General features: G+C 32.1%; 27 protein-coding genes. 12 read left to right on the top strand and 15 right to left on the bottom strand.

Going from position 1 to position 24,777, the window contains the following annotated elements; all coding sequences use genetic code 11:
* Positions 1-25: 25 nt before the first annotated feature.
* The 3 genes from B0A65_RS19770 to B0A65_RS19760 form a co-directional block, all read right to left on the bottom strand.
* Positions 26-1,012 carry an aldo/keto reductase gene (locus B0A65_RS19770; RefSeq protein ID WP_074657080.1) on the bottom strand — a complete coding sequence of 329 codons (987 nt, stop codon included), beginning with the start codon at positions 1,010-1,012 and terminating at the stop codon, positions 26-28.
* A 147-nt stretch (positions 1,013-1,159) separates the two neighbouring features.
* Positions 1,160-2,047: a cysteine synthase CysM gene (cysM, locus tag B0A65_RS19765; protein ID WP_074657083.1), complete on the bottom strand. Its 888-nt coding sequence runs from the start codon at positions 2,045-2,047 to the stop codon at positions 1,160-1,162.
* A gap of 1 nt (position 2,048) precedes the next feature.
* Positions 2,049-2,840: a serine O-acetyltransferase gene (locus tag B0A65_RS19760; RefSeq protein WP_074657085.1), complete on the bottom strand. Its 792-nt coding sequence runs from the start codon at positions 2,838-2,840 to the stop codon at positions 2,049-2,051.
* A gap of 192 nt (positions 2,841-3,032) precedes the next feature.
* Between B0A65_RS19760 and B0A65_RS19755 the strand changes: the two genes are divergently transcribed.
* Positions 3,033-3,734: a DUF1003 domain-containing protein gene (locus B0A65_RS19755; protein ID WP_074657088.1), complete on the top strand. Its 702-nt coding sequence runs from the start codon at positions 3,033-3,035 to the stop codon at positions 3,732-3,734.
* Between the two features lie 13 nt (positions 3,735-3,747).
* Here the strand turns inward: B0A65_RS19755 and B0A65_RS19750 are convergent, their stop codons facing one another.
* Positions 3,748-4,032, bottom strand: coding sequence for a DUF2752 domain-containing protein (locus B0A65_RS19750; RefSeq protein WP_074657091.1), 285 nt, complete (start codon positions 4,030-4,032; stop codon positions 3,748-3,750).
* A gap of 106 nt (positions 4,033-4,138) precedes the next feature.
* Between B0A65_RS19750 and B0A65_RS19745 the strand changes: the two genes are divergently transcribed.
* Both B0A65_RS19745 and B0A65_RS19740 read left to right on the top strand, forming a co-directional pair.
* A complete protein-coding gene (locus B0A65_RS19745; RefSeq protein ID WP_074657094.1) occupies positions 4,139-4,324 on the top strand; it encodes a hypothetical protein in 186 nt (61 codons plus the stop codon).
* The gene (locus B0A65_RS19740; protein ID WP_074657096.1) at positions 4,314-4,865 is read left to right on the top strand and encodes a Smr/MutS family protein; all 552 of its coding nucleotides are present in this window, start codon (positions 4,314-4,316) and stop codon (positions 4,863-4,865) included. Before B0A65_RS19745 ends, B0A65_RS19740 begins: the two co-directional genes overlap by 11 nt.
* A gap of 149 nt (positions 4,866-5,014) precedes the next feature.
* Here the strand turns inward: B0A65_RS19740 and B0A65_RS19735 are convergent, their stop codons facing one another.
* Positions 5,015-6,001 carry a hypothetical protein gene (locus B0A65_RS19735; protein ID WP_074657098.1) on the bottom strand — a complete coding sequence of 329 codons (987 nt, stop codon included), beginning with the start codon at positions 5,999-6,001 and terminating at the stop codon, positions 5,015-5,017.
* An 86-nt stretch (positions 6,002-6,087) separates the two neighbouring features.
* Here B0A65_RS19735 and B0A65_RS19730 point away from each other — a divergent pair, with 86 nt between their 5' ends.
* Complete coding sequence (locus B0A65_RS19730) at positions 6,088-7,212, top strand: cysteine desulfurase family protein (protein WP_074657100.1); 1,125 nt, start codon at positions 6,088-6,090, stop codon at positions 7,210-7,212.
* A gap of 74 nt (positions 7,213-7,286) precedes the next feature.
* Here B0A65_RS19730 and B0A65_RS19725 read toward each other — a convergent pair whose 3' ends face one another.
* From B0A65_RS19725 to glf, 3 genes are all read right to left on the bottom strand, one after another.
* Entirely contained in the window at positions 7,287-7,847 is a 561-nt protein-coding gene (locus B0A65_RS19725; protein ID WP_074657102.1) for an L-threonylcarbamoyladenylate synthase, read from the bottom strand.
* Between the two features lie 102 nt (positions 7,848-7,949).
* Entirely contained in the window at positions 7,950-8,714 is a 765-nt protein-coding gene (locus tag B0A65_RS19720) for a DUF4422 domain-containing protein (RefSeq protein WP_074657105.1), read from the bottom strand.
* Positions 8,707-9,819, bottom strand: coding sequence for a UDP-galactopyranose mutase (gene glf / locus B0A65_RS19715; protein WP_074657108.1), 1,113 nt, complete (start codon positions 9,817-9,819; stop codon positions 8,707-8,709). The genes B0A65_RS19720 and glf overlap by 8 nt, the downstream gene beginning before the upstream one ends.
* A 54-nt stretch (positions 9,820-9,873) precedes the next feature.
* On the opposite strand from glf, the gene B0A65_RS19710 reads away from it, so the two are divergent.
* Together B0A65_RS19710 and B0A65_RS19705 are read left to right on the top strand one after the other, a co-directional pair.
* Complete coding sequence (locus B0A65_RS19710; RefSeq protein ID WP_074657111.1) at positions 9,874-10,740, top strand: hypothetical protein; 867 nt, start codon at positions 9,874-9,876, stop codon at positions 10,738-10,740.
* 42 nt (positions 10,741-10,782) lie between these two features.
* Positions 10,783-11,556: a PhoP regulatory network YrbL family protein gene (locus B0A65_RS19705; protein ID WP_242670316.1), complete on the top strand. Its 774-nt coding sequence runs from the start codon at positions 10,783-10,785 to the stop codon at positions 11,554-11,556.
* On the opposite strand, the gene B0A65_RS19700 is transcribed toward B0A65_RS19705, so the two are convergent.
* The 4 genes from B0A65_RS19700 to B0A65_RS19685 all read right to left on the bottom strand — a co-directional run bounded on the left by B0A65_RS19700 (position 11,553) and on the right by B0A65_RS19685 (position 15,446).
* A complete protein-coding gene (locus B0A65_RS19700; RefSeq protein ID WP_074657113.1) occupies positions 11,553-12,323 on the bottom strand; it encodes a glycosyltransferase family 2 protein in 771 nt (256 codons plus the stop codon). The two genes, B0A65_RS19705 and B0A65_RS19700, sit on opposite strands and share 4 nt — an antisense overlap.
* On the bottom strand, positions 12,320-13,396 hold the full coding sequence (locus B0A65_RS19695) for a glycosyltransferase family 9 protein (protein WP_074657116.1): 1,077 nt from the start codon (positions 13,394-13,396) through the stop codon (positions 12,320-12,322). Before B0A65_RS19695 ends, B0A65_RS19700 begins: the two co-directional genes overlap by 4 nt.
* A 171-nt stretch (positions 13,397-13,567) precedes the next feature.
* Positions 13,568-14,629 (bottom strand): glycosyltransferase family 9 protein, encoded by a 1,062-nt coding sequence (locus tag B0A65_RS19690; protein WP_074657120.1) that lies wholly within the window; start codon positions 14,627-14,629, stop codon positions 13,568-13,570.
* Positions 14,630-14,696: 67 nt separating this feature from the next.
* Entirely contained in the window at positions 14,697-15,446 is a 750-nt protein-coding gene (locus B0A65_RS19685) for a glycosyltransferase (RefSeq protein ID WP_074657123.1), read from the bottom strand.
* Positions 15,447-15,509: 63 nt separating this feature from the next.
* On the opposite strand from B0A65_RS19685, the gene B0A65_RS19680 reads away from it, so the two are divergent.
* Entirely contained in the window at positions 15,510-16,235 is a 726-nt protein-coding gene (locus B0A65_RS19680; RefSeq protein ID WP_074657126.1) for a polysaccharide deacetylase family protein, read from the top strand.
* On the opposite strand, the gene B0A65_RS19675 is transcribed toward B0A65_RS19680, so the two are convergent.
* A complete protein-coding gene (locus B0A65_RS19675) occupies positions 16,227-16,976 on the bottom strand; it encodes a glycosyltransferase family 2 protein (RefSeq protein WP_074657128.1) in 750 nt (249 codons plus the stop codon). The genes B0A65_RS19680 and B0A65_RS19675 overlap by 9 nt on opposite strands.
* A gap of 173 nt (positions 16,977-17,149) precedes the next feature.
* Positions 17,150-17,965 (bottom strand): 2,3,4,5-tetrahydropyridine-2,6-dicarboxylate N-succinyltransferase, encoded by an 816-nt coding sequence (locus B0A65_RS19670; RefSeq protein ID WP_026982140.1) that lies wholly within the window; start codon positions 17,963-17,965, stop codon positions 17,150-17,152.
* 285 nt (positions 17,966-18,250) lie between these two features.
* Between B0A65_RS19670 and B0A65_RS19665 the strand changes: the two genes are divergently transcribed.
* From B0A65_RS19665 to B0A65_RS19650, 4 genes are all read left to right on the top strand, one after another.
* Complete coding sequence (locus tag B0A65_RS19665) at positions 18,251-18,877, top strand: PAS domain-containing protein (RefSeq protein ID WP_074657131.1); 627 nt, start codon at positions 18,251-18,253, stop codon at positions 18,875-18,877.
* Positions 18,878-18,997: 120 nt separating this feature from the next.
* Positions 18,998-19,414 (top strand): Holliday junction resolvase RuvX, encoded by a 417-nt coding sequence (gene ruvX, locus B0A65_RS19660; RefSeq protein ID WP_074657132.1) that lies wholly within the window; start codon positions 18,998-19,000, stop codon positions 19,412-19,414.
* 122 nt (positions 19,415-19,536) lie between these two features.
* Positions 19,537-21,033 (top strand): malate:quinone oxidoreductase, encoded by a 1,497-nt coding sequence (locus tag B0A65_RS19655; RefSeq protein WP_074657136.1) that lies wholly within the window; start codon positions 19,537-19,539, stop codon positions 21,031-21,033.
* 60 nt (positions 21,034-21,093) lie between these two features.
* Entirely contained in the window at positions 21,094-21,675 is a 582-nt protein-coding gene (locus B0A65_RS19650; RefSeq protein WP_394335686.1) for a cysteine hydrolase family protein, read from the top strand.
* Positions 21,676-21,703: 28 nt separating this feature from the next.
* Here B0A65_RS19650 and B0A65_RS19645 read toward each other — a convergent pair whose 3' ends face one another.
* Complete coding sequence (locus B0A65_RS19645; RefSeq protein ID WP_074657142.1) at positions 21,704-23,926, bottom strand: FUSC family protein; 2,223 nt, start codon at positions 23,924-23,926, stop codon at positions 21,704-21,706.
* A 200-nt stretch (positions 23,927-24,126) separates the two neighbouring features.
* Here B0A65_RS19645 and def point away from each other — a divergent pair, with 200 nt between their 5' ends.
* Positions 24,127-24,717 carry a peptide deformylase gene (gene def, locus B0A65_RS19640; protein ID WP_074657145.1) on the top strand — a complete coding sequence of 197 codons (591 nt, stop codon included), beginning with the start codon at positions 24,127-24,129 and terminating at the stop codon, positions 24,715-24,717.
* The last annotated feature ends 60 nt before the right edge of the window (positions 24,718-24,777 follow it).

The raw sequence follows: 24,777 nt of genomic DNA, 5'->3' as shown, positions 1-24,777 counted from the left end.
AATCTCAGTAACTTAGCATCTTAAATTACCATAAATGATGAACAGAAGGTTTAATGTATTCTTCATAAATCGCGTTCATGGCCTTACTCTTTTCAGGAGTTAATTTTGGCAGATCATAAACGGATAAATTTGACATAACATGATTTGCTGTAGAAGCGCCGGGAATAATACAACTGATATCCTGAAAACTCAAAATCCATTGTAACGCAATAGGTGCAAGATTAGTTGTTTCAGGAAATAATGCTTTTAGTTTTTCTACCGCTTGTAGTCCCAATTCGTAATCGATACCAGAAAAAGTTTCGCCTTTATCAAAAGCATCTCCATTACGATTAAAATTGCGATGATCTTGTGGTTCGAAAGTGGTTTTCGAATCAAATTTACCTGTTAAAAGCCCACTTGCTAAGGGAACGCGGGCAATAATTCCAATATCTTTTTTTCTGGCTTCAGAAAAAAACAATTGTGAAGGGCGTTGGCGAAACAAATTAAAAATAATTTGTACTGTGGTTACATTCGAATATTCGATTGCTTTTAATGCTTCTTCCACTTTTTCGACACTTACGCCAAGATTTAAAATTTTCCCCTGATCTTTCAAACGATCAAACATTTCAAAAATTTCAGGTCGATAATAAACTTCGGTAGGAGGGCAATGTAACTGAATTAAATCTAGTGTTTCTAAATTCATTCTTTTTAAACTGTCTTCAACAAATTTCTGAAGCACTTTTGGTTGATAGCCTTCACTAACGTGCGGGTTAATATGTCGCCCGCATTTTGTAGCTACATAAATTCGTTCTGATCGTGAACGTACAACTCTTCCAACAGCAGTTTCGCTTAAACCGTTTTCATAAACATCTGCAGTATCAATAAAATTTACACCATTATCAATCGCAGTATTCAAAAGTTCGTCTGCTGTTTTGTTATCAAAAGCAGATCCCCATTTTCCGCCCACTTGCCAGGTGCCAAGTGAGATTTCGGATATATTAAAATTTGTTTTTCCTAGTTTTCTGTAATTCATTTTTTTAAGGTTCTAAGTTGCTAAGGTTCTCAGATGCTAAGTTTTTTTTAAAGGCGTTAAAAAGGTAAGTTTTAAGTTGCAAAGATGATTTTGTGTAAGGTAAAAAAAGACTTAGAACCTTAGCATCTTAGCAACTTAGTATCTTTCTCAGTCAAACAAATCCGAAGAAAGATATCGATCGCCGCGATCGCAGATAACTGCTACTATAACTCCGGATTCTAATTGTTCAGCAATTTTTAGTGCTACGGCAACAGAACCGCCGCTGCTCATTCCGGCAAAAACGCCTTCTTCAAGTGCTAATCTTTTTGTCATATCTCTTGCTTCTTGCTCGCTAATGTCTACAACTGTATCTACTTTTGAAGCATCGAAGATCTTTGGTAAATATTCCTGTGGCCATTTACGTATTCCGGGAATTTGAGATCCGTCACTTGGTTGTGCGCCTACGATTTGAATAGATGGATTTTTTTCTTTTAAATAAGTCGATGTTCCAATGATTGTTCCTGTTGTACCCATTGCCGAAACAAAATGTGTTACAGTTCCGTCAGTGTCTTTCCAGATTTCTGGTCCGGTAGTTTTATAATGCGCTTTCCAGTTGTCGTCATTTGCAAACTGATTTAACATGATGTAACCGCCTTCTGCGACTTTTTTGTCGGCATAGTCACGCGAACCAATAATTCCTTCGCTAGCGGGTGTTAAAATCACTGTAGCGCCATAAGCACGCATGGTTTGTGTTCTCTCTTTTGTAGAATCTTCCGGCAATACCAGTTCAATCTCTATTTGAAACAATTGAGCAATCATGGCAAGGGCAATTCCGGTATTGCCGCTTGTAGCTTCAATCAATTTATCACCTTTTTTAATTTCACCTCTTTCAAGAGCTGATGCAATCATGTTATAAGCTGCTCTGTCTTTTACACTTCCGCCTGGATTATTTCCTTCAAGTTTAAGTAAAAGCTTTACGTTTTTATTTTTAACCAAATTGACCGTTTCCATCAATGGAGTATTTCCAATTAGGTTTAACAATTTCTGTGGACCCATTTTATTTTTTTTCTTTTATTTTAACTTCAGTTGTCGTGGTGTTCAAAACGATAGAATCTGCAGGGATAGATTTAGTAATCCAGGCATTTCCTCCAACGATACTATTTTTTCCAATAATTGTTTCGCCTCCTAAAATGGTTGCATTAGCATAAATACAAACATTTTTTTCTACAGTAGGATGTCGCTTTGCATTTTTCATTTCTTTGCTCACGCTCAAAGCTCCAAGTGTAACGCCCTGATAAATTTTTACATGTTTTTCAATAACGGTTGTTTCACCAATTACAATTCCGGTAGCATGATCGATGAAAAAAGGTGATGCAATTTTAGCACCTGCATGAATATCAGTTCCTGTAATTCTATGTGCGTATTCGCTCATTAATCTTGAAAATAATAATAAATCAAGTTGATATAGTTCATGACTTAATCTGTAAATGGCAATCGCATAAAAGCCTGGATAACCTAAATAAACTTCGTCAATGCTGTTTGATGCCGGATCATTTTCTAAAATATATTCAGCATCCTGATTTAATTTTTCTAAAACTTCAGGGAGTTTTTCCAGAAAACGGTCCCAAATGGATTCGCATAAATTTTCTGGTTTTTTGCAGGCCAAAACTGCAATTTCTTTAAATCGTATTTCGAGTTCGTCGATGCTTTGCTCTAAAGGGGCATTTGAATCAAAAAGGGTATAAAAAAGCTTTTCGGTAAAATCTTCTGTCTTAGTTTTGATTCCGTAGTTTATATTCGAATGGCTTTTTAAAGCTTTTATATTTTGTATGATGAGATTTTTTGACACAATTATAAAAATTGAATGGATAAATTTGAAACGCTAAAAGTAAGGTGTTTTTTGTAAATAAAGGCACGAAATGCTTAAAGAAATTTCGTTTTGAGAATTCGATTTGTGATAATTAAAGGAATTTTAGAAACCTGTAATTTATATCATTCTTAAGAAGTTAAATGTGTAAATTAGCCAGTAAAATTTATACAAATGAAAAACAATTCAACTTTTAAGAGTGCTATTTCTGATCTTGAATTCCCGGAAAGTGAGAAAATATGGGGGAAATCAATACATGATCCTATTTTGGGACTTATTGTTAAGGATTATCCCTCGTTTTGTGACACCGATTGTATTGGGGTTCAGGAGTTGAATGTGTATCGTCAAAAATACATTTCGAATTATTTATCAGCGGAAATGGGGGCGCTTTCTGATCTGGAAAAAAATGTAATTACATCTTTAAAAGAAGATAAATCGATAGTGAGCATTGTTGAAGATGAAGAAGAAACAAGAAGTTTTGGGCAGAAAATAGCAGATCAGGTGGCTGATTTTGGAGGAAGCTGGACATTTATCATTTCGTTTTTAGCATTTATAGTTGTTTGGATTGGTTCGAACGTGTACATTTTGGTAAACAAAGGTTTTGATCCTTATCCGTTTATTTTGTTGAATTTGATCTTGTCCTGTATTGCAGCGTTACAAGCTCCGGTCATTATGATGAGCCAAAATCGTCAGGAAGAAAAAGATCGAAATCGTGCAAAAAAAGATTATATGATCAATCTAAAATCAGAATTGGAGATCAGAATGATTCATGATAAAATTGATCATTTGATCATGCATCAACAACAGGAATTAATCGAAATTCAGAAAGTACAAATCGAAATGATGAATGATATTTTGAATCAGGTCAAGAAATAATTCTTACAAAAAATTAGACATAAAAATGTTTGAAATAGTACCCGCCAAGCATAAAAAAGACATTTAAAAAAGCAGCTGCTAAAAGTGCTTTTTTGTTGTTTTTTGATTTGTTAAAGTAATAAAGTACTCCAATTCCAAAAAACAAGAGAGTAGTGTAAACGGCTGGATACATTTTAAAAGCAGCTAAAAAATCACCTTGAAAAAGTAAGAAAACAGAACGCTGAAAACCACATCCCAAACAGTCAATTCCGAAGACTGTTTTGAATAGGCAAGGCAGCATATATTTTTCTAAAATCACAGCAATTATTTTTTACAATTTTACAAAAAAATAATGGATAACAATTCAGAAGTATGAAACTACTATTTTAAAGTTTCATACTTTTGAACTCTTACTATTTAGAAATATGAAAGCTTTAAAAATTATAATAATGATACTTGCGATTTCGGTTGCGTTATACGAGCAGGTTTCAGCAGAAAAAAATGTCTACATCATGGTAATTGCAATTGCAGTTTTCATGTTTGGAATGATGCAGTTGAGTGCAAAAACACCGAGTAAAAATCAAGATAAAGAGGATAACGATGTTGACTAAAGGAGATAAGGTTTCAGTCTTAGACGAAGCCATAAACGGAATAGTGATTTCAGTGAAAAACAATGAGGTTTTGATTGAAACAGAGGATGGATTTATGATGACATTTTTTGTCAACGAATTGATTAAAATTCACGATTCCAGTAATTTAATGAATTCTATTAAAAGAATAGATTTAGATACTGTTTCAAAAGAGAAAGAAGAGCCAAAAGCAAGAAGTTTTGTTAAAGAAAAGAAAGATAAACGCGAAATTTCTGCTCCGGAATTCGATTTACACATTGAAAAATTAGTTCCTAATAAACGAGGAATGTCAAATTATGATATCCTCACTTTACAAACAGAAACAGCAAAAAGACATATTGAATTTGCAATTCGAAACCGCATTCCAAAAATTGTTTTTATTCATGGTGTTGGTGAAGGAATTTTAAAAGCAGAACTTGACTTTTTATTAGGTCGTTATGACGGAGTAGATTTTCAGGACGCCAATTATCAAAAATATGGCTTAGGTGCAACTGAAGTTTATTTTAGGCAAAACAATAAATAATAGTATTTTTTGAGTTTAGAATAGCGTTTTTAAAAGCATAAAAAAACATCCATTTTTCTTTCTGAATTTGTAATAAAATCAGTTTTGAAAAATGGATGTTTTTTTGTAAGAATTCAAATGCTCTTTTGTTTCCTTAAAATTGTTATCAATTATGGAGTTACACTTCCCAGAACAAATTCTGTAGCCAGTTTAAATTTGCTGTTTCCTTTTTGAAGCGTTACGTTTTTAAGAACAATTTTATGGGTGTATATTGTACCAATCAATGTTGTTGTCACTTCTATAATACCACTTACATTTGTAACTCCTGTTTCACCAACCCAAGTATCTTTTACAGTAGGAGATGTTGGTGTTTTTTCCTGACAATAATATCCTGTTGTTGGTATTGGCAAAGTAGTATTATAGGTTCTGTAATAGACGTTATTTGTAGTTGCTGTAGAATTGATTAAACCTCTTCTTGGTTGTGTAGGAGGAGTTACTTCGTTCTTAAATAAATTAGCCGCATCAAAATTTTCAATAAGTAAAGAATTTGCAGTGTTATTGTTGTAAACTTTCTTTTGGTCTGGACAATACTTTGCATTATCAGGTTCAAGAAAACTTACTATTACCGGATCAACAGGAGTTAGATAATCTCCAAATATATATTCTTTTTCAATTTGAGGACCTGTCGGCTTTTCAAATGTGATATTTTTAAAAATAATACTGTGATTATATCCTGTAATTTCGGTATGTCCATCCGTTGGAGCCGGCGTTTTCTCAACTTGTTTAGTTACAATTTGAATTGTTCCTGCTGATGCAAACCATTCTTCTGTTACATTTGGTGTTTTTGGAGGTATAGCACCACAAATATTTTCTTTCGCTACTGTACCATCATAAGCTCTATAAACAACACGATAGTTCACATTGTCAATTTTATAAACTAACGTATCACCTACAGTTGGCTCGTTAATAATCTTATCAGCAGGCATATTTAATAATAAAGACTCCTGAGGTTTTAACTTATAAATTAAAGTATTAGTAATTGGGTCACAGCTTGTAGAGGTTACTTCTTTAAAATCTATTGTGTCAACCGTTAAATCACCGTCATCACAACCATTTAATAAAAGCGCAAATAACAAAAGGCTTGCATATTTTTTCATCGTAAATTTATTTGGGTCAAAAATAGTGAAAAATTTGGCAAATGATATTTAAGAATAGACAATTGATATTTCATAACTTTGCCACAATGAAAAAAGTATATCTCGATAACGCCTCTACAACTGCTATACGACCTGAAGTTATTCAGGAAATGACGAAAGTTATGGCAGACGATTTTGGTAATCCGTCTTCTACACATAGTTTTGGGCGAAATGGTAAGACCATTTTGGAACTTTCAAGGAAAAGTATTGCCAGACATTTAAATTGTTCTGCACAGGAAATTATTTTTACTTCTGGTGGTACGGAAGCTAATAACTGGATACTTCGTTCAGCTGTTGAAGATTTGAAAATTGAACGTATTATTACTTCTAAAATTGAGCATCATGCTGTTTTATATGCTGCTTTGGCTTTGCAGGCAGATTATAATATTCAGATTGATTACGTCAAAATTAGTTCAGACGGCAGTATTGATCTAACACATTTATCTAATTTATTATCTGAAGAAAAGAAAACAATAGTTAGCTTAATGCATGTTAATAACGAAACCGGAGCTATTTTAGATTTGGAGAGAGTCGGTGTAATCTGTAAGCAGTATAATACTTTGTTTCATTCAGATACTGTGCAATCTGTTGGTAAAACGGAGATTGATTTGCAAAAAATACCAGTTGATTTTATAGTGGCAAGTGCGCATAAATTTCACGGACCAAAAGGAATTGGTTTTGCTTTTATTCGTAAAAACTCTGGTTTGCAGCCTTTGCTCTTTGGTGGAGAACAGGAAAAAGGCCTGCGCGCGGGAACCGAAGCAGTGCATCAGATCGCCGGAATGGCGAAAGCTTTATCTGTCTCTTATGAAAATTTAGATTCAGAAAGAAAATACATTTCCGACTTAAAAGTATATCTGATTGAGCAACTGGAAATTCATTTTCCTGGTTTTAGAATCAATGGAAAAAAAGAAGATTTTTACAATATTATAAACATTATTTTGCCATTTTCTTCAGATAAAACTTCGATGTTATTATTTAGTCTTGATATGAAAGGAATTGCAGTTTCAAGAGGAAGTGCATGCCAGTCCGGAAGTATAAAACCTTCACATGTTTTAAAAGAAATGCTTTCGGAGACTGATTTAAAATTACCAAATCTCCGCATTTCTTTTAGTCATTATAATACCAGGGAAGATATTGACTGGTTGATTGAGAGCTTGAAAACTCTTTAAAAGAGGTTCAAAGGCGCAAAGAAACAAAGGTTCATAGGTTTTTTAATCTAAAATCTATATTCTAAAATCTAAAATTACTTGCGTATTACTTTTACCTGTGAATCTTTTGTCAGTTTTATAATTGTTGAAGGTTTTCCGGCGACTCTGTCATGGTATAAATTCACTACATAATCAACTCCTTTAATTATTTCCGGATTAATATCTTTAAAAGCGATAGGAGTGGGTTGCCCCGAAATATTAGCCGAAGTCGAAACCAATGGCTTTTTCATTCGCTCTAGTAATTTAAAACAAAACGGCTCTTTTACGATACGAATTCCAAGTGAATTATCTGCGGCTATTATATTTGGTGCAACATTTCGCGGTCCATCTAATATTAATGTTGTTGGTTTTTCTGATAAATCTAAAATCTGCCAGGCAACTTCTGGAATGTCTTTAAAAACATTATACATCATTTTTTCTCCATTCATCAAAACAATCATACTTTGTGTTTCGGCACGTTGCTTTAATTTATAGATTTTGGCAACAGCTTCCGGGTTTGTTGCGTCGCAGCCAATTCCCCAAACAGTATCAGTGGGATAAAGGATAATTCCACCTTCCTTGATGACTTCGTATGCTTTTAAAATTTCTTCGTTCATTGTAATTGAATATAAATTAGTGCAAAAATAATCTTTCTGGTTGGTAAATAAACCTAAAGCAGGTCATTTTTGAAAGCCAATTAATATCAAAAGTGAAGTTTTTTATAAATCTATTATTTTATAGGAAGGAACTCCTTTGATTTTGAATTTGTTGTGATACATATATAGGTTGATCAGTCTTTCTGATATAAAACCAAAAATTCGGGCTTGATAATCATCGACGGGAATATTGATTCGAGATTCGAGTTCAAAAAGAATATCAAATAACCAGGTGTAATAAGCATCAAATTTTTCTTTTGAAGAAATCATCATATTCCCAATATGAAAAGTAATTCCTTCATCCAAAAATTTGACAATACTGTCTTTATATTCCGGATGTTTTTTTAGAATTATTTGTTTTATCAAATCCCAATCTTCTTTTCTATGATCGTCACAGTAATTTTGGGTTAAGTTTCCATCTTTAAATATGTAAGGTCGGCAAAGAATAACATCGTATTCTGAAAGAATCGAAGCTACTTTTTTTTCTAATTTTTTAGAAGAAGTATTGTATAATTTGGTTTTTTTAAAATCGTCTGTTTTTATTTTTTTCTGAGCTGACGGTTTTAAGTTATACCAGTCATTGTAAAAGTTTAAATATCGTCTATAATGGCAAATACCAACATAATCGGCATCTTTTACGTTTTTCCAAATCCAGTAAGCTGCGGTTAATTCACAGTAATTACTGTTTTTATCGGCTATATTTTCATGTGTATTATCTCTTAAAATAGTTGCGGTTATAGCTTGATTTGTTCCTACCTGAATAGGAATCAAAATATCATTAGATAATACAGGATTTTCTTTATGAGTAACTACAAAAATTTTAATCATTGCTTAATTCTTTTTTAGATCTTGTTAAAGCCATAGCAATTACCTGATGCATGTCGTAATATTTATATTCGGATAATCTTCCTCCAAATATTACATTCTTTTCTTTGAGAGATAGTTCTCTATATCCTTCATATAAAGCCTGATTTTTGGCATCATTTATAGGATAAAAAGCTTCGTTTGACGGATTCCATTCTTGTGGATATTCCTTTGTGATAACCGTTTTGCTTTGTTGACCAAACTCAAAATGTTTATGCTCAATTATTCTTGTAAAATCATAACTAGCATCATTATAGTTAACGACAGCATTCCCCTGAAAATTGTCTGTGTCTAAAATTTCATTTTCAAAACGAAGCGATCGATATTCTAAAACACCTAATTTATAATCAAAGTATTCGTCAATTTTTCCAGAGTAAACAATTTTATCTGCAAGAGCATTAAATTTCACTCTGTCAGAAAAATAGTCTGTGTTTGTTACTACTTCAATTCCGTTTAGCAATCCTTCAATTAATTTATTGTATCCTCCAATTGGTATTCCCTGATAGGTATCATTAAAATAATTATTATCAAAAGTGAATCGCACGGGAAGTCTTTTTATAATAAAAGCAGGTAATTCAGTTGCTTTTCGTCCCCATTGCTTTTCCGTATATTCTTTAATAAAATTGTCGTAAATGTCCTTTCCGACAAGATTCAAAGCTTGTTCTTCAAGATTTTTCGGGTTTTCAACTCCATAAATAGCCACTTGTTCTTCAATTTTGGCCTTAGCTTCCTGAGGTGTTATTGTGCCCCAAAGCTGATAAAAGGTATTCATATTAAAGGGTAAATTGTATAATTTTCCTTTTGACAATGACAACGGTGAATTGATATAATGATTAAATTCTACAAATTGATTGACATAATCCCATAAACCTTTATCGTTAGTATGGAAAATGTGCGCGCCATATTTATGAACGTTGATTCCTTCTACATTTTCACAATAGACATTTCCTCCAGTATGTTCTCTTTTGTCAATAACAAGGCACTTTTTTCCCGCCTTTGTTGCTTCATGAGCGAACACACTTCCGAAGAGCCCGGAGCCGATAATTAAATAGTCATATTGCTTTTTCATGGGGTAAAAATAGATATTAATTACTAAATTGCAACAAAATTTATATAAGCTTCAATGAAAGGAAAAATACAAGTTGGTTATCTTGTTTCATATGATTATGAATTGTTAAAAAATGCATTACCAACAACTTATAAAGATGCTGATACCATTTTCCTGGCTATTGATATCAATAGGAATACCTGGAACGGCGGCTCATTTACTATTGACGACTCTTTTTTTGAGTGGTTAAATGCTTTTGATGTCGATAAAAAAGTGGTCATTTATGAAGATGATTTTTACGTTCCGTCATTGACTACAATGGAATGTGAAATCAGAGAGCGTAAAATGCTTTCTGAAAAAATGGGAATCGGAAACTGGCTCATTCAAATTGATTGTGATGAATATTTCGTCGACTTTAAAAAATTTGTTTCAGATTTAAGAAAATATGATTCTTATTTAGAAAGCCCACTTAAAAAGACCATTCAGGTTGCAGCATATTGGATTATTTTATATAAATATACTCCAAATGGAATTTTATATGTCGACAAACCTGCGAAAGCGATTTTTGCTACAAATAACCCTGAATATATTGTAGGGCGAAGAGTTAAAGGACAAGTGATTTATACCAATAATATAGTTCTGCATGAATCACTTTCACGATCAGAAGAAGAACTACGTTTTAAGTTTGAAAATTGGGGACATAATAAAGAAACCAATAAAGAGTTCTTAAACAAATGGATTGCAATAAATGAAAACAACTATAAAGAATATAAAGATTTATATTATATAGAACCAGAACGTTGGAAGAAACTGGGTTATTTTCCAACTAAGGATATGACGGCGATTAAAAATATCGTAGAAAAATCCAGAAGGTTAAATATGTCAGAAGCTAAATTGGCTTATAAAAACTCTGAACAATGGTTTAAGTTTTTGCTAAAGTAAAATAGTTGCATTTTATACAAAAGATTCATTAAAATTAAAAAATTGAAAAAAAACATCATTTTTAATACGTCATTTATCGCTGATCACAAGGAGTTACTTACAGCAATTGAAAACTTTGATTCAAGCGGAACTCTTTTTGGGAATGGCGATCGCAATCAAATTAAACTTTTTGAAATCGACGGAAAAACGGTCAATATTAAGTCTTTTAAAGTGCCGCATTTTATCAATAAAATTGCCTACAAATACTTTAGAAAATCAAAAGCGAGACGTTCTTATGAATATGCAAATGCATTGTTGAAAGCCGGAATTGGTACACCAGCTCCGATTGCTTTTTCTGAATCTTTTTCTTTTGTTGGATTAGGAAAAAGTTATTATGCCAGCGAGCACCTTACTTGTGATTTAACTTATAGAGAATTGGTTGAAGTTCCGGATTATCCGGATCACGAGAGGATTTTAAGACAGTTTAGTAAATTTACTTTTGACTTACACGAAAAAGGAATTGAGTTTCTGGATCATTCTCCTGGAAATACGTTGATTAGAAAAATATCTGAAAATCAATATGAATTCTTTTTGGTTGATTTGAACAGAATGAATTTTCATGAAAGCATGGATTTTGAGCAACGCATGAATAATTTTAGCCGTCTGACGCCTTACAAAGCAATGACTGATGTAATGAGCAACGAATATTCAAAATTTTACAAGGAAAAAACAGAAGCTGAAATTGCCACAAAAATGTGGCAGGTAACCTCTCAATTTCAAGAAGAATTTTTCAGAAAGAAAAGATTAAAAAAGAAACTTAAGTTCTGGAAATCTTAATTTTTTGATCTGATTTTTTTGAGTTCCTGAAAACGCACCGCAACACTTAAGGCGTTTAAATAGCAAATAACAAATCCTTTTTTGCCATCTAAAATGCCAAGTCTAAGCAAATATTGATTTAAGAACTGGTAGCCAGGGCGAATGTAAAAATGAAAAAAGTTTGGGCGCGTATTTTTTAATAATTCTTCCTGCGCTTTTAATTTTCCATACAAAATCATTTTTTGCTTGTAATCTTCATAAGTCGAGTACGAATGATGTATAAGCCTGTTTTTCAATTTTCCGATTTTTCCGGAAACAACTAATTTTTCATGAACAATTTTCCTAATGTTATAATGAGCATTTTCTTTCTTAAAAAGACGGATAATTTTGTCTGTCTGCCATCCGCTAAAACGTAATTTTTGGTTTTCAAACATAAAACTACGACGCATATAATATGCCGAAGCAGCATTTCTTTGATGGATAATGATGCTAATTTCTTGTTGCAATTCTGGTGTTAATCTTTCATCGGCATCGATAAAAAGAATCCATGAGTTTGAAGCTAAACTCAAGGCATAATTACGTTGGGAAGCAAAATTGTCAAAAGAGCGTTGTGCTACTTTTACATTTTGGTATGAAGAAGCTATTTTGAAAGTTTTGTCCAGACTAAAAGAATCAATCACAATAATTTCATCGGCGAAAGCCAAATCAGCGAGAACTTTTTTTATATTTTGTTCTTCATTATAAGTAATAACCAACGCGGTTAAAAGTTGTTTCTCCTGTAAAATCATTTGGCAATCGTGGTGAGATTTTGTGCTAAAAATAAACTGATTTTATCTTTAAAATATTCAGGCTTAAATTCTTCGTACAAAGCTAAAGACTCTTTTTTTAGTTTCTTTTCTGTTTTATTTTCGATTAAATCAGGGCGATAATCTTTTAAATGTACCGAAAGATGATGAATTCCGTCTTCGAAAGTGGCCCAAATTTTCTTTTCGATCCAGGGCGAAAATATAATAAACGAAGGTTTATTTAATGCTTTTGCCATATTGATTGCACCGCCATCGTTTCCAATAATCAAATCACATTGATTGACTAAACCAATAAAAGAACGTAAATCACCTCCCAGTAAATCAAAGTAAATCTTTTTTTGAGTAGACGGTTTGCAGGCGTTAAAAACGGTTTTGGCTTCCGCAATTTGTTTTGGAAAATAATTAAAAAGGATATTTACATCTCCATTATCGGCAACATAATCTACTACTTTAGCCATAAATCCTAAGGGATATGTTTTTAATTTCTCACTTCCTAAAAGACTAATCATAACGGTTTTTCGATCCTTTTGAACGTTATGTTTTTCAAAAAGAGCGATAGCGTCCTGATTTTCTTTTTCAGAAACATATAATTTAGGAATCGGGTCTATTGGTGTTTTTAAAGCAAGAGGTTCTAATAAAGAAAGACGTCTTTCGATAGCCAAACCTAAATTGGTCTTCGGGAAAGGTTCAAACGGAACATTATCTGTATATAAAAAGTTTCTTCCGGGTTTTTTATAGGATATTTTTCGTTTAGCATTACTCATAAAAACCAGGATCCAACTTTCGAGTTTAGAATAAGCATCAATTAAGAGATCATATTTTTCGTTTCTTAACTGGACGCCTAGATTCAGCAATTCGATTTTGTTTTTGCGATGTTTTTCTTCAAACAATATGATATTATCAATACTGGAATTACCTTCCAAAACCGAAGTTGTCGAATTACTAACTAAATAATCGATTTGAGCCGCCGGATAAGCAGCGCGCAAATTTTCGCAGATTATGCTACTTACTAAAACGTCGCCAATCATCTTTTTTTGAATAACAAGTATCTTCATACCTGATTAGATAATGAAAATTGGATAAGGTTTAATGACTAATCTAAAAATTTATCAAATGTATTGTCGATTAGTGTAGAAAGAACAATTGATTTTTTTTCCGCAGTAAAAGCGTACAAAATTAGCCGTCAGTTTTAGTGTCTTTATTTAGTTGAAAAGAATACAATTTTGTTATAGATGTTGGTCTACAAAAAATAGAATTTGATCTCTAAATAAATCAGGAGTGAACTCGTTGTATAAAGTAGCTGAATTTGATTTTATTTCTTTGCTCGGTAAGTTGTCGATTAATTCAGGTTTGTAATCATTTAAATGTACAGAAATATTTTTTACACCATCCTCAAAAGTTGCCCAATCATTTTTTTCGACATGCGCAGAAAAAATGGTAAACGAAGGTTTATTGAGAGCCTTTGCCATATTTATAGCACCTCCGTCATTTCCGATAATAACATCACAAAGCTCCATAATAGCAATAAAAGAGCGTAAGTCGTTAGCTAATAAGTCAAAATGTATTTTTTCCTGCGTTTTTTCAGAGCATAAATTATATACTATTTTGGCATCTTCAATTTGACTTGGAAAGTAGTTAAATAGTATTGTAACATCTTTATGATTACTTATATATTCTACAACTTCAGCCATATATTTTAGCGGATATGTTTTTGATTTCTCGCTTCCTAAAAGGCTAAACATGACAATTTTCTTATCCTTATTTATCTTATTTTGGGCAAATAAAGCTAAAGCATCCTGATTGTCTTTTGGGGCAACATATAATTTAGGATAAGGATTAATTTTATCGAGCTTTAGGGGCTCTAATAATAATAGTCTGTTATCTATAGCCTGACCATATACTGATATCTTATCTTTTGATAATCTTGTAATATTATGATTGTAAAACAAGGAAGAATACCATTTATAATACGATATTTTTGTATTTGCTCCTGAAAATAACGTTATCAAATTAGTTTCTAATTTACCATACGCGTCTATTAAAACATCATATTTTTTAGCCTTAATTTCAAAAATAAATTTGAACAATGATAAATATGATTTTCTTATTTCAGTTGGCAGTACTATTACAGAGTCGATATTTGGATTACCTAATAAAACATCGGTGCAATTAGGATAACACATAAAGTCTATAGTGGCGTTTGGGTTTGTCATTTTTATGCTGTTGCAAAGGATAGAACTTAGCAAGACATCTCCAATTCTTTTTTGCTGTATAATTAATATTTTCATTTTAAAATTGAATTTGTGGACTTAAAAATTTCGTTCCTATTTTGAATTTTCAACAAAACAGGATGAATTACTCCATATTACGGTATAATAGCCATAAAATAAAATAACGTTTTAAAACTGAAAAAGCGCATATGTAAGCTAGAATAAATCCTTCTCGTCCATTTAAAAAGCCTAATTTTAGAAAAAATTGATCTATAAAAATAAAAAATGGTTTGAAGAAAAAATGATAGATATTTGGTTTTTTATTTTTTTGAAATAAAACTAAGGCTTCTTCTTTTCTAATTATATTTAGCCTGCTGTTAAAGTCTTCGAAGTTTTTATAAGAAAAAGAAGTTATCTTATTTTTAAAGACTTTTGGCCTGTTAAATCGTTCGCCATTAAATCCCTCAGAATAAGAATGTCTTGTTTTGTCAAGAAGTAAAAGTTTTTTTTTATTTAAAAACACGCCATATTTTATTGTTTTTCCGAAGAAAAATAAAGTTTGTCCGGCAAAATAACATTCGGCAGACTTTGGCTTGGAAATTTCTGCAGTTATTTCATTTATAAGGTCTTCAGAAAAATGATCTGTAGACTTCACTACTAATATCCAGTTATTTTTTGCAGTTTCAATGGTTGATTTTAAGATATCGGCCTTATTGCTATCTTTTTGATGAATGATGGTTACACCTAATTCTTCGGCAATTTCAACAGTCTTATCTGTGCTGTTATTATCTATCAAAATGACTTCATCAACAAATGATAAATTGTCAATGTGTTTTTTTATATAGATATCATCGTTATAGGAAAGTGAGATAACACTTATATTTTTAGCGGACACGATTTCTTATTTTTTGGGCAAAAATAATGTTAAAAAGTATAACTTTGACGAAAATAAATTAAAATGTCAAAACTACCAATTTTAATGTACCACAATATTTGTCAATCTGATTCTGATAGAAGTAAGTTGACCGTTTCGGTACAAAATTTAGAAAGACAATTTCAATATTTAATTGATAAAGGCTACAAAACATTTCATTTTGGAGAATTAGCTACAATGGATAAAATTCCTAAAAAAAGCATTGTTCTTACTTTTGATGACGTAACCGAAAATCAATTAATTTACGCTGTGCCTTTATTGGAAAAATTTAAATTAAAAGCCAGTTTTTTTATTCCATTTCAATACATTGGAAAAACAGATTTATGGAACAATGGTACGGGAGAAGCGGCACAAAAAATAATGACAATTGAGCAATTAAAACAATTGCCTTCTGAAATAGTTGAACTGGGTTATCATTCTTATAAACACGACAGATACCAATCGTTAAATCTTTCTGAGATACAAGATGATTTTTTGAAATGTGAAGAAGAAATAAAAAACCACAGCCTGAATGTTTATCCGGCACTTGCTTATCCGTACGGAAATTATCCAAAAGAAAGTAAAGAAAAAGCAGGTTTCAAGGGCTTACTTAGGGAAAACAAGATAAAATTCGGACTAAAAATAGGTAATCGACCTAATAGATTTCCGTTTAAGGATGTTTATGAAATTAAACGAATAGATATTAAAGGTTTGGATAGTTTTATGGTCTTCCGATTAAAAATAAAATTTGGTAAATTAAAATTATTCTAGATTTTTTTCCAGCAATATCATTTTAGCATATCGTGAAAAAACACCATAAGCATCGATTGATGCCGCTGCTAGTCCTGGTACACCGTCGAGACAAACTCTTTTTATAAAATAAGTATGAAAAAAGCGATATAAAGGTTTGAAAAATAGTAAAAATAGCGTTGCATTTTTTCCTTTTTTAACTGATATTTTTGCCTGAAACCATGCATATTTGTCTTTTTTACTTATAAAATGAGATAAGTCTTTATAAGTGTAATGGATCATGTAGTTTTTTAATACAGGAGGTTTAGATTTTAGAACTAATTTTTCATGTACTTCATTTTCAAAACGAATATTATCATTTTTTATTAAACGTGTTACTTTGTCAGTATAATGAAATAAAAAACGATCCATAAAAAAGTGAGGAAACCAGATTCTGTATGCATCAGATTTATTTAAATTGATAGTTTCCAGAATCTCATTTTTTAGTTTATCAGAAACTCTTTCGTCGGCATCCAGAAAAAGAACCCAATCTCCGGTTGCAGATCCAATGGCATGATTTCTTTGATTACAATAGTTGTCAAATTTTCTAAAAATAATTTTAGCTCCCAGATCTAAAACAATTTTAGCAGTCAAATCAGTACTGTGTGAATCTAAAACAATTATTTCATCAGCAAATGCAACAGATTGAATTGCATCACCAATATAGGATTCTTCATTAAATGTTAATATAATTACAGATAATTTTCTACTTCTTATAAGCATGGCCAGTAATTTAGATTCTTAGTTTTCCCTTTTTTAGGAGGGTTAGGTTTCTGCTTACAAAAAGCGCTGCAATAATATCATTTTTTTTTATGATTTTACAAAAAAAAATCATTCTTCCTCTAAATATTAGGAAAGAATGATTTTCTATTTTTTTTATGTAAGATTATATCACATTACACCGCAACATCGTATTCACGAAGTGCATTATTTAATGACGTTTTTAAATCTGTAGATGGTTTACGAGTACCAATAATCAAGGCACATGGAACCTGAAATTCACCAGCAGCGAATTTTTTAGTGTAACTTCCAGGAATTACAACAGAACGGGCAGGAACAAAACCTTTCATTTCAACAGGCTCATCTCCAGTAACGTCAATAATTTTTGTTGAAGCAGTCAAACAAACGTTAGCACCAAGAACAGCTTCTTTACCAACGTGAACTCCTTCTACAACAATACAACGAGAACCAATAAAAGCACCATCTTCAATGATAACCGGAGCAGCTTGTAATGGCTCTAATACACCACCAATTCCAACACCACCACTTAAGTGAACATTTTTACCAATTTGAGCACAGCTTCCAACAGTTGCCCAGGTATCAACCATAGTTCCTTCGTCAACATAAGCACCAATATTTACATAACTTGGCATCAAGATAACACCGCTCGAAATGTAAGCTCCGTAACGGGCAACAGCGTTTGGTACCACACGAATTCCTTTTTCAGCATAACCTCTTTTTAGCAACATTTTGTCGTGATATTCGAAGATACCAGATTCCCATGTTTCCATTTTTTGAATTGGGAAATACATTACAACCGCTTTCTTAACCCATTCGTTTACTTGCCATTTGTCGCCAACTGGTTCAGCACAACGTAATTTTCCTGCATCAACTAGTTCGATAACTTCTCTAATAGCATCAGTTGTAGTAGTTTCTTGTAATAAAGCTCTGTTTTCCCAAGCTTGTTCAATTATAGTCTGTAAAGAATTCATAAGTTTTAATTTTTGGCAAAGATAACGTATTTGTACAAAAGCAGAAAAGTAAAGCCTTTTGAAAATGTTATATATCTAACATTTTGTTTTGAATTTGATAAATATTTTTTCTTGTCATTATGGTTTAATATTTAAAAAATGTCTGTTAAAAGTTTTTTTACTATCAGAATATGACAAAAGTCAGATTTTGAGTTTTTTCTTCGTTTTACTTTCGCGGTATAATTTCAAAAGCAAATCGGAATTATACTATACCATTCCAAAACTAAACTATATAAGCAGTAAAACATGAATCAGGAAAATCAGCTTCAGAATCGAATGACAGTAATTGACAAAGAAGTTACTTGGGACAAAACACAAGTAATTATGAGTAAAACAAATGCTTTTGGTATCATTGAATATGCCAATGAAGTATTTGTTGATGTTTCCGGTTATGAAGATTACGAATTAATGGGGCAGCCGCATAATATTATTCGTCATCCGGATATGCCGAAAGTCATTTTTAAAGTGCTTTGGGAAAATTTAAAACAAGGCAAAAACTTTCATGCTATAGTAAAGAATTTAGCAAAATCAGGTAGATATTATTGGGTAATAACTGATTTTGAAATTGCAAAAGATGGAAATGGTGTTATTGTGAATTATTTTGGAAGAAGACAAGCTGTTCCTCAGGAAGTGATTTCGTTATATATAGAACCATTGTATAAAAAGCTTTTACAGATTGAAGCAGCAAGCGGAGTTGAATTTAGTGAAAAATATTTGATCGGATTTCTGGAAGAAAAAAAGAGATCTTATGTTGAATATATTAAGGAGTTAATTTATGAGCATGAAAAGGCACAATCTAAGTTTGCGCAGTATGAAGAGCGAGAGGAAGAAGAAGAGGAAGGAGGCTTTTTTAGACGTTTATTTAAGAGATAATATTTGATTTTTTTAGGTTTTAAATATTTGGAGTTGAAATCCGTTTTGAATTTTCGAAGCGGATTTTTTATTGCTAAGAATTGGAAAATTAAAATAGTTATCTTTGTCGAAAATTAAAAAATGCCAAGAATTCTCTCTATAGACTACGGACAAAAGCGTACCGGAATTGCGGTTACTGATGAAATGCAAATTATTGCTTCAGGTTTAACGACGATCCCGACAAACACTTTAATTGATTTTCTGAAAGATTATTTCGCAAAAGAAAAAGTAGAAACGGTTTTAATTGGCGAACCAAAGCAAATGAATGGGCAGCCTTCAGAAAGTGCGTCAATTATTAAAGGTTTTGTAACACATTTTTCAAATATTTTCCCAGATATGAAAGTCGTTCGAGTAGACGAGCGTTTTACTTCAAAAATGGCATTTCAAACTATGATTGATAGTGGTTTGAGTAAAAAGCAACGTCAAAATAAGGGATTAATAGATGAAATCTCGGCTACAATTATGCTTCAGGATTATCTTTCTTCCAAAAGATTTTAAAAGTATTGTATTATTGATTGCATTTCATTTTCTTTTTTAGAAAAACATAACTTTTATCATAGAAAATTAGTTTTTTTTTGCAATTATAAAAAGTACCTTTGCGTTTTAAATAAAATACTGTTATGCCTGACGAAACAATACGTTCAAATAGTGAAGTAGTACTCATTGGAGCTGGAATTATGAGTGCCACTCTTGGAGTAATTTTGAAAGAATTACAACCTGATATTAAAATTGAAATTTACGAAAGACTGGATGTTGCTGCAGCTGAAAGCTCAGATGCCTGGAATAACGCCGGCACAGGGCACTCCGCTTTTTGTGAATTAAATTACACTCCCGAGAAGGCAGACGGTAGTATTGATCCTAAAAAAGCGATAAGTATTGCAGAATCATTCGAGGTTTCTCGTCAGTTTTGGTCGTACTTAGTACAACAAAACAAAGTTCCGTCTCCGGATAATTTTATTAAAAGTGTTCCTCATATGAGTTTTGTTTGGGGAGATAAAAACGTTAAATATCTTAAAAAACGTTTTGAAGCTTTGCAAAGCAATCCAATTTTTTCTCAAATGGAATTTAGTACTGATTTTGAGCAATTAAAAAAATGGATGCCGCTTGTAATGGAAGGCAGAGAAGTCAGCGATAAACTGGCAGCAACTCATATGGAAATTGGTACCGATGTAAATTTCGGAGCTTTGACCAGAAGCATGTTTAATTATTTAGAAAAACTAGATGGGGTTTCTTTATATTTTAATCATGAAGTGACAAAGTTAAAACAGCGTGATGATAAAACCTGGAGAATTAAAATCACTGATTTGGCTACAGGTCAAAAAAGAAAAGCATATACTAAATTTGTTTTTATTGGTGCCGGAGGTGGTTCATTACCTTTATTGGAAAAAGCAAATGTACCTGAAGGAAATGGTTACGGCGGTTTCCCGGTTAGTGGTCAATGGTTAAAATGTACAAATCCGGAAGTTATTGCAAAACATGCAGCAAAAGTATACGGAAAGGCCAGTGTTGGAGCGCCTCCAATGTCTGTTCCTCATATTGATACCCGTGTAATTGATGGTGAAAAAGCATTGCTTTTTGGACCATTCGCAGGATTTTCAACTCGTTTCCTGAAAAATGGTTCTTATTTAGATTTACCATTATCGATAAAAGCTAATAATTTAATTCCGATGTTATCAGCAGGATTTCACAATATTCCATTAACAAAATATTTAATAGAGCAAGTTCGTCAAAAACCAAAAGACAGAATGGCTGCTTTACGAGAATATTTACCATCTGCACGTTCTAAGGATTGGAAATTAGAAAAAGCCGGACAACGTGTTCAGGTGATTAAAAAAGATGAAAAAGAAGGTGGGGTTTTAGAATTTGGAACAGAAGTAATTAATACGCATGACGGAACTTTGGCGGTTTTATTAGGAGCTTCTCCCGGAGCATCAACTGCTGTTTCAATTATGGTTGACTTAATTAGCAGATGTTTTACAAGTCAGATTAAAACACCGGAATGGGAAGCAAAAATGAAAAATATGATTCCTTCTTACGGTCAGACTTTAAATGATAAACCGGAGCTTTTGGCAGAACTCAGAAAGCATACTTCTGAAGTTTTAAAGTTAAATAATTAAAGATTTCTATCTCAGATATATAAGGACTAAGTTTTACTACTTGGTCCTTTTTTAATTAAAATGAATAATATGACAATTTCTAAAAAAGATAAACCAGCATTAATTTTAATTGATATTCAAAAAGGATTTGATGATATTGCCTACTGGGGCGGGCAAAGAAATAATAGTAAAGCAGAGGAAAATGCAAGTGAAATCTTAAAATTTTGGAGAGAAAACAATTTGCCAGTTTTTCATATCAAACATTGTTCTTCTAATCCAAATTCATTGCTAAATGAAAACAATCCTGGTAATGAATTCAAGGATTTAGTCAAGCCAATAGATGGAGAAGTTATAATTAAGAAGCATGTGAATAGCGCCTTTATAGGTACAGATCTAAAAGAGCAATTAGATCATGCGGGAATTACAAAACTTGTAATTGTGGGCTTAACAACAGATCATTGTGTTTCTACAACAACCAGAATGGCTGGAAATTTTCATTACGAAACGTTTTTAATATCTGATGCTACAGCAACCTTTAATAAAAAAGGCTTAGAAGGACAAAATTACGCTGCCGAACTTATTCATGAAACAGCACTTGCAAGCTTAAACGGAGAGTTCGCAACAGTTATTTCTACAGATTTTCTTTTACAAAATATTTCATAATAGTATTAAAATTCAGAAAATGAAATGATTATTCTGGATTTGTTGCTTTTAGTTCTTTTGTAATTTTCAAAATCTTTTCAGCGAGATTACTCATCCATATCAATTGTTCAATAACCATTTGAGCTTCCTGCATTTTTGCCTGACGGGTCTCTTTGTCCAGATCTTCATCTGTAGCTAAACGAGTAAAGTTTTTTCGTTTAAGCTCTTCAAATTGTAGTGTCACGTCTTCCTTGTCAAAAAAAGTATCTTTTATAATTGTTTCGTTTTTTAAAATAGAAATTGACTGATCTAAATTAGATAAAATGGTTTTTATGATGTAATTAAATGATTCTGAGGCTGATGTTGTTTGGTGTGATTGAATATAAGTAGACAATGAAGCTAAAGCAGAAAGTATCGAATGATTTAAAACGACCAATTTATTGACTAATGGTAATGTTTTTTGCTTCGATTTTGGTTCTTGCATCATTCGCTGAAAAGAAGTCATCAAATTGCCAATTTCAACAAAAGCATTTTTTCGTGCAAGTCTGTACGATGTCGGAATTTCTCCTTTTTTATTATAAAAATCTGCAATTTCTTTCAGATAATTTCTGTTGGCCCGAACGGCGTTTTCAATGTGTATTGGGGTATTGATAAATTCCCAGGCCGGCCATAAAAACTGATTCGCTAAAAACGCTAAAATAGCGCCTGCAAGCGAATCTAAAATTCTAAACTGAATTACTTCTACAACATCTGGTGTGAGAATTCCGTAAATAAAAACCACATACATCGTTACAAAAGTCGCACTGATTTTGTAATTGATTTGCGTGAACGAGATTCCAAGCAGCATACAAATAATGGAGAAAATGCTCAATGCAACATGATTTTGGACAACCGATACGATTCCAAAAGCAAATAATCCTCCTAAAATAGTTCCAAAAATTCTGTTATAAGAACGTTCTTTTGTAAGTCCGTAACCTGGTCGCATGATTACGACAATTGTCAATAAAATCCAGTAGACGTTTTGAAAGGGAAGAATTTTTCCAATAAGAAAACCAATCAAAATGGTAATGGTTAATCGTAAAGAATGTCTGAAAATAGAAGAAGAAAAACTCAAATTTTCAATTAAAGTACGTAAGGGATAATATTGTGGTGTAAGGAATTTTTCCAGCTCTTTATCTTTGTCTTTCAATTTAAAGGATTGCATTGCCAATGAAAAAGCACGTTGTATAATTTTAATTTTTCCAACTTGATTTTTGGCATATTTTAGCATATTGGTCAGCATCAAAACGCCTTCTGAAGCTTCTTCTTTTCCTAATTTTTTTTCATAGTCAAATATGGCAAATTCCAGCGCATCCAATTCATTTTTCAAATCATTCTTATCTACATAGACGGCAATATGATGGACGTTTTTAGAAAGTTTCTTTAAAGTTGAAGCCAGTTTATAAGCTACATTCTGATACGTTCGAAGCACTTCAGGATGTTTGGCAAATTTTTCATGAAGTTTGCTGTGATCAAATGACGTATACAAAGCAAGTTCCTGAATTTCAACTAATGTAATAAAAACCAGCAGCATTTTTCGGTTTTGAGCAGTAGTTCCGGAAGTGTTTTGGTTGCCTATCAGCATTTTTCTTAGATCTTCATGAATCAAATTCAATTCAACCTGAACGGCTAATTGTTTTTCTATAATTGTTTCTCTATTAGCTTCAGGGTTCCATAAATCACCTCTTAATTTTAGGTATTTCGCGGTTAGTTTTATGCCTTCCGCAATCTGTAACTCTACATATTTATAAGGTTGAATAAAATGGAAAACAAGGGAAACAATCAAATATAAAATTCCTCCAATAAAAATAAAACCGGAATATTCAAAAGCTTCCACGCCTGTATGTAAATGGCCAAATGATAAGGAAATAGATAATAAGGCAGAAAATGATACTAATGTGGCACGTTGTCCATACACCGAAATCATAGAACATAAAAACAGTAAAAAACCTAAAAAAGGATAAAATAAAAAAGGATAAGGGTAGGCTAGATTTACTAGTAAATTGACTCCGGAAACTATTATTGATGCTACAATCAGCCCTTTTATTTTGTGACTTAATGAACTTGGAATATCACTAGGGTAAGTATAAAAAGCCCCAAGAGCGATAGTGAAACCGATTTCAAAATGGCCTAAAAAGTTTAAAATCAAGACAGGAACTACAGAAGCGATGGTTACTTTTGAGGCGTTTAAAAAGGAAGTGCTGTTCGTGAATTTCGAGATGCGATCAAACATATAGTGAGGTTTACTAACAAAGGTAAGAATTGTACGAATTAATTTGGCATAATTATAGCTGAGATTTTAACAGACAGGTAAAAAATACGATTTAATATGTTGTTTAGAATTATTCCTTGACTATTTTTTACTATTTTTGCCAGCTGAATTAGGGGAACTAAATTCAGGGTTTTCAGTAGATAATACATAAATTAATACAAATGATTTTACCAATTGTAGGATATGGTGATCCTGTTTTAAGAAAAGTTGGTGAGGCGATTACGCCTGATTATCCAAACTTAAAAGAAACAATAGCAAACATGTATGAAACGATGTACAATGCTTATGGTGTTGGGCTTGCTGCACCACAGGTAGGTATGGCAATTCGTTTGTTTGTAATTGATACGACTCCTTTTAGCGATGATGACGATTTACCGTCTGAAGAGCAGAAAGATTTAAAAGGTTTCAAAAAGACTTTTATCAATGCTAAAATTGTGAAAGAAGAAGGAGAAGAGTGGAGTTTTAACGAAGGATGCTTAAGTATTCCTGATGTTCGTGAAGATGTATACAGAAAACCTACGGTGACAATTGAATATTGTGAAGAAGATTTTGTAATGAAAACAGAGGTTTTCGATGGTTTAATAGCAAGAGTTATTCAACATGAATACGATCATATTGAAGGTGTTTTGTTTACAGATAAAATATCTTCATTGAAAAAACGTTTGATTCAAAAGAAATTGAAAAACATTACAGAAGGTAAAACTTTTCAAGAGTACCGAATGAAATTTGCTGCCGCAAAAAAAGGAAGATAATTGTTCTTAAGAATATTAGAACATAATAAAATATAAAAAGAAATTCTTAATACTAATTTT

Origin of the sequence: Flavobacterium frigidimaris, from assembly GCF_002217275.1 — a bacterium.
Lineage (GTDB): Bacteria > Bacteroidota > Bacteroidia > Flavobacteriales > Flavobacteriaceae > Flavobacterium > Flavobacterium aquidurense.
The sequence above is the reverse complement of the archived record's forward strand: the minus strand, read 5'-3'. Positions and strand labels throughout refer to the sequence as shown.